Here is a 5,487-nt window from a genome sequence, read left to right on the forward strand (position 1 = left end):
CCGGCGCTGGCGCCTGGAGCGGTCGCGGACGACGCCCTGCTGCGCGTGGTCGCGCGCCACGTGGATGGGGGCGGCACGGCGGAGGAGGCGGTCGGCCGCGGCGTGGCGCGCATCGGCACGGACGGGGCGGAGCGGCTGGTCGCGGCGGGCCAGGTCGTGGCCGTCTTCGGCCTGGGGGGCGACGACCTGCTGGTGTCCGGTCGCGGCGCGCAGACGCTGGCCGGCGGCCAGGGCGACGATACCTACATCCTCGGCGACGCCGCCGACCGGGTGATCGAGGCGCCGGGCGAGGGCTACGACACCCTGCGCACCGCGCTACCCGGCGTCGTGCTGCCCGATGCGGTGGAGCGGCTGGTGCTGCTGGGCGATGGGGCAATCGACGGCACCGGCAATGCACTCGACAACGCGCTGGTCGGCAACGACGGCGCCAACCTGCTGCGCGGGATGGCGGGCGAGGATCTGCTGCGGGGTGGCGAGGGCAACGACACGCTGGTCGGCGGAGCCGGGCTCGACCGTCTGGTTGGCGGCGGCGGCGCCGACCTGTTCCTTCTGGAGGCGGCGGAGGATGGCTGGGATCGGGTGAGCGACTTCACCCCCGGCCTCGACCGCATCGGGCTCGATGTCGGCGCCTTCGGCGCGCTCGACGAGGGTTCGCTCGATCCCGCCCGCTTCGAGGACCGCGCCACGGCGACCCGCGCGGAGACGCGGCTGCTCTACGACGCGGCGACCGGCTGGCTGCGCTTCGACGCGGACGGGGCCGGCGCCGGCATCGCCGTGCCGCTGCTGCGTCTGGTCACGCGGCCGGAGCTCTCGGCGGCGGATATCGTGGTCGTCTGAGCGCGCTCCGGGCTCACCAGCCGCGGACGCGCGCGGCGGGGTGGGTGTCCGGCAGGCGTGCGCCGGTGCCGAACAGCTTCTCGCGGTAGGTGCCGGGCGCATAGGCGGTCTTGTAGACGCCGCGGTCCTGCAGCACGGGCACGACCAGCTCGATGAAGGCCTCCAGGCATTCCGGCATGACCGTGCGCGAGAGGTTGAAGCCGTCCACGTCGGCCTCAGCCACCCAGGCCTGCAGCGCGTCGGCGACCTGCACGGGGTCGCCGACGATCGGCGGCTGGCGGCTGCCGAGGACCGAGAGTTCCAGCAGCCTGCGCTTGGTCCAGCCGGGGCCCGCGACCTTCGCCATCGCCTCCACGTTGGAGCGGATGGCCTGGGTCGGGCCGGCGGTCACCGGCTCGTCCATGCCGAAGCGGGCGAAATCGATCCCAAGCGACGCCGAGGCATGCGCCAGCGTCGCCTCCGCATCGGCATGCGCCGCGTAGTCGGTGAGCAGGTCGCGCGCCTCGCGCGCCGTCCGGCCGACGACGACGGTGGCGCCGACGAAGACCTGGATCGGCCGCGGCGCGGCGCGGGCGCGCAGGTCGGCGACAAGGCGGCCCACCACGTCGGGTCGCGTGCCGTTGACGAAGACGCACTCCGCATGGCGGGCGGCGAAGGCGCGGCCGCGGTCGCTGGCGCCAGCCTGGTAGAGCACCGGCGTGCGCTGCGGGGAGGGCTCGCAGAGATGCATCGCGTCGATGCGGAACTGCCGGCCGGCATGGGCGATGCGCCGCACGCGGGCGGGGTCGGTGAAGACGCGACCGGCGGCGTCGCGCTTCACCGCATCGTCGGCCCAGCTGCCTTCCCACAGCGCATAGACGGCATCCATGTACTCGTCCGCCAGGTCGTAGCGGTCGTCGTGCTGCATCTGCGCGTCGTAGCCGAGCGCGCGGGCGGCGCTGTCGAGGTAGCCGGTGACGATGTTCCAGCCGATCCGCCCGCCGGTGAGGTGGTCCAGCGTGCTCATCCGCCGGGCGAAGAGGTAGGGCGGTTCATAGGCGGTGTTGCAGGTGACGCCGAAGCCCAGATGCGTGGTCGCCGCCGCCATGGCGGGAACGATCATCAGCGGGTCGATCAGCGGCACCTGCACGCCGCCGCGCAGCGCCGCCGCCGGCCCGCCGCCATGCACGTCGTAGACGCCGAGGATGTCGGCCAGGAACAGCCCGTCGAACAGGCCGCGTTCCAGCGTGCGGGCCAGGCCTGTCCAGTGCTCCAGCCGCGCGTAGCCCGCGGAGTTGTCGCGCGGATGTGTCCACATGCCCTGCTGGATGTGGCCCGGTGTCGCCATGTCGAAGGCGTTCAGCCGGATCTCGCGCGGGCGCCCGGCCGCCGGCATGGCCATCTGCCGCCCTATTCGATGACGATGTTGACGCGGCTGCCGCCGCCGACGCGGTCCTTCAGCTTCTCCCGCAGGCGGGCGGCGATCCTCTGGTAGGCCTGCGCCTCCTCGGTCTCGGGCCGGGCTGCGACGATCGGGGTGCCGGCATCGGCCAGCTCGCGGATCGCGAGCTTCAGCGGCAGCTCGCCCAGGAACTCGACGCCCAGCCGCTCGGCCTCCTGCCGGGCGCCGCCATGGCCGAAGAGATCGGCGCGGTGGCCGCAATTCGGGCAGCAATAGAAGCTCATGTTCTCGATCAGGCCGAGCACGGGCACGCCGACCTTCTCGAACATGCGCACGCCGCGGCGGGCATCGATCAGCGCGACGTCCTGCGGGGTGGAGACGATGACCGCGCCGGCGAGCGGCACGCGCTGGCTCATGGTGAGCTGCGCGTCGCCGGTACCGGGCGGCATGTCCACGATCATCACGTCCAGCGCGCCCCAGTCCACCTGGCCCATCAGCTGCTCCAGCGCGCCCATCACCATCGGCCCGCGCCAGACCATCGGCGTCTCGGCATCCACCAGGAAGCCGATGGACATCGCCTTCAGCCCCCAGCGCTGCAGGGGGATGATGCGCTGCCCCTCGGCGCGGGGGCGTTCGCGGGTGCCCAGCATCTGCGGCAGGGAGGGGCCGTAGATGTCGGCATCCAGCAGCCCGACCTTGAGCCCCTGGGAGGCGAGGGCCACGGCCAGGTTGACGGCGGTGGTGGACTTGCCGACGCCGCCCTTGCCGGAGGCGACGGCGACGATGGCGCCGACATCCGGCAGCAGCATCGGCCCCTGCCCCGGGGTGGCCTTGCCGCCGGGGCCGGGTGCGGACGCGGCCGGCTTCGGCGGCTCCGCCCGGTGTGCGGTCAGCACGACGGTGGCCGAGAGCACGCCGGGAACGGCAGCGGCCGCCTTCTCCGCGGCGCTGCGCAGCGGCTCGGCGTCGCGGGCACGCTCGCGCGGGACCTGGATGGCGAACTGCACCATCCCCGCTTTTGCCGTCAGGCCCTCCACCATGCCGGCTTCCACCACGTCCCGGCCGGTGGCCGGGTCGCGCACCGCGCGCAGGGCCGACCGGACCGCCGCTTCCAGGCTTTCGCCCATCGCTTGAAAATCCCCTCGAACGCCGCGATATCCGCGGCACCGCGCCGGTCCGGGGCGCCCTTGCGCGCGGGCGCCGGGACCGGGACCATGGGGCGGTCCGGTCCGGGGGCCGCGCGCCGGTGCGACCCGGCTCGGTTGCCCCCATATGGACCAGCGATGCGGCGGCTGCACCCCTCCCTGCCACGGGAAGGCGATGGCCGGCGGGCCCGCCGATGCGGGCGGCGAGTGTTGAGACTGCCGGGAGAAGGAGGTCGAGTACCCGATGGCGTGGAACAGCAGCGGCGGACCCAGCCCATGGGGGAATCCCCGTCCGGGCGGACCGTGGGGCGCGCCGCAGCCGCCTTCGGGCGGGGGCTCCGGCGGCGGTGGCGGACGCGGGCCAGACCTCGATGACGTGATCCGGCAGGCGCAGGACGCGGTGCGGCGCTATCTGCCGCGCGGCAGCGGCGGCAAGGGTATCGCGCTGGCCGGCCTGGTGCTGGTGGCGCTGTGGGCGGCCTCGGGCTTCTACCGCGTGGACCCGGACGAGCAGGGCGTGGTGTTGCGCTTCGGCGCCTTCGACCGGACCGCGCCGCCCGGCCTGAACTACCACATCCCCTGGCCGGTCGAGACCGTGACCACGCCGCGCGTCACGCGCATCAACCGCGTCGATGTCGGCTTCCGCGCCGCCGCCGATGGCGGCCAGGCCGTCCGGCCCATCGCTTCCCGCGATGTGCTGGAGGAAAGCCTGATGCTGACCGGCGACGAGAACATCATCGACATCGACTTCGCCGTGTTCTGGCGCATCCGCGACGCCGCGGAGTTCCTGTTCAACACGCGCAACCCCGAGGTCACGGTGAAGTCCGCGGCCGAAAGCGTGATGCGCGAGGTGATCGGCCGCACGCCGATCCAGCCGGCGCTGACCGAGGCGCGCGCGCAGATCGAGCAGGAGGTGCGCCGCGGCGCCCAGGCCATCATGGACCAGTATCGCGCCGGCGTGGAGATCACCCAGGTGCAGCTGCAGAAGGTGGACCCGCCGAGCCAGGTGGTGGACGCCTTCCGCGACGTGCAGCGCGCGAATGCGGACCGCGAGCGCGCCCGCAACGAGGCCGAGAGCTACCGCAACGACATCATCCCCCGCGCCCGCGGCGAGGCCGAGCGCATGGTTCAGGAGGCCGAGGGCTTCCGCGAGAGCCAGGTCGCCCGCGCCCGAGGCGAGTCGCAGCGCTTCGTCAGCGTGCTGACCGCCTACCAGGCGGCGCAGGACGTGACGCTGCGGCGGATGTACATCGAGACCATGGAGGAGATCCTGCGCCGCAACCCGAAGGTGCTGGTGGACAGCGGGCTGCAGGGCGTGGTGCCGCTGCTGAACCTGGGCGATGGCGGCCGTCCGCCGGCCGCCGCGGTCGCGCCGCAGATCCTGCGCCAGCAGGCGCCGCAGCCGCAGGGCTTCCAGGGCGGGCCTAACCCGAACATGCCCGTCCGGCCCCAAGGGATGAACCAGGGGATCCCCCGATGAACCGCGCCCTGATCCTGGCGGTAGCGGCGGCCGTCGCGCTGCTCGTCGCCTCCTCCACGCTGTTCACGGTGAACCAGACCCAGCAGGTCCTGATCACCCAGTTCGGCCAGCCGATCCGCGTGATCACGGAACCCGGGCTGCAGGCGAAGATCCCCTTCATCCAGACGGTGATCGCCTTCGACCGCAGGCTGCTCGACTTCGACGCGCCCGGCGAGGAGGTGATCCTGGGCGACCAGCGGCGGCTGATCGTGGACAGCTTCACCCGCTACCGCATCACCGACCCGCTGCTGTTCTTCCAGACCGTTGGCGCGACCGAGGCCGGGATCCGCGCGCGGCTGAACTCCATCGTCACCTCCGCCCTGCGCCGCGTGCTGGGCAACGAGCCGCTGCTGTCGGTGCTGTCCACCGACCGGACGCGGATCATGAGCGAGATCCAGCGGCAGGTGAACGAGGAGGCGCGGCGGTTCGGCATCCAGGTGACCGACGTGCGCATCCGCCGGGCCGACCTGCCGGAGGAGAACACGCAGGCGATCCTGAACCGCATGCAGTCCGAGCGCGAGCGCGTGGCGCGCGAGGCGCGCGCGGAAGGCGCCGAGGTGGCCGCCCGCGTGCGCGCCGGCGCCGACCGCGAGCGCACCGTGCTG

Annotated in this window: 5 protein-coding genes; 3 read left to right on the forward strand and 2 right to left on the reverse strand. The window is 73.3% G+C overall.

Annotation, left to right across the window (positions count from 1 at the left end; translation table 11 throughout):
• Positions 1 to 837 (forward strand): calcium-binding protein (locus tag OZN99_RS24335; protein ID WP_270937835.1); only part of this gene is annotated, 837 nt, incomplete at its 5' end.
• A gap of 13 nt (positions 838 to 850) precedes the next feature.
• On the opposite strand, the gene OZN99_RS24340 is transcribed toward OZN99_RS24335, so the two are convergent.
• Together OZN99_RS24340 and OZN99_RS24345 are read right to left on the reverse strand one after the other, a co-directional pair.
• Complete coding sequence (locus OZN99_RS24340) at positions 851 to 2,212, reverse strand: LLM class flavin-dependent oxidoreductase (RefSeq protein WP_270937836.1); 1,362 nt, start codon at positions 2,210 to 2,212, stop codon at positions 851 to 853.
• Between the two features lie 14 nt (positions 2,213 to 2,226).
• Complete coding sequence (locus OZN99_RS24345; RefSeq protein ID WP_270937837.1) at positions 2,227 to 3,345, reverse strand: Mrp/NBP35 family ATP-binding protein; 1,119 nt, start codon at positions 3,343 to 3,345, stop codon at positions 2,227 to 2,229.
• Between the two features lie 418 nt (positions 3,346 to 3,763).
• Between OZN99_RS24345 and hflK the strand changes: the two genes are divergently transcribed.
• Positions 3,764 to 4,843 carry an FtsH protease activity modulator HflK gene (hflK, locus tag OZN99_RS24350; RefSeq protein ID WP_456299897.1) on the forward strand — a complete coding sequence of 360 codons (1,080 nt, stop codon included), beginning with the start codon at positions 3,764 to 3,766 and terminating at the stop codon, positions 4,841 to 4,843.
• The coding region (gene hflC / locus OZN99_RS24355) for a protease modulator HflC (RefSeq protein WP_270937839.1) at positions 4,840 to 5,487 on the forward strand (648 nt) is incomplete at its 3' end. The genes hflK and hflC, both read left to right, overlap by 4 nt.

It is taken from the genome of Falsiroseomonas oryzae, assembly GCF_027856955.1.
GTDB lineage: Bacteria > Pseudomonadota > Alphaproteobacteria > Acetobacterales > Acetobacteraceae > Falsiroseomonas > Falsiroseomonas oryzae.

Bases quoted from the DNA above. Each gene is read 5' to 3' on its own strand.
- OZN99_RS24340 (WP_270937836.1), bottom strand. From the start codon at position 2,212: ATGCCGGCGGCCGGGCGCCCGCGCGAGATCCGGCTGAACGCCTTCGAC.
- OZN99_RS24345 (WP_270937837.1), bottom strand. From the start codon at position 3,345: ATGGGCGAAAGCCTGGAAGCGGCGGTCCGGTCGGCCCTGCGCGCGGTG.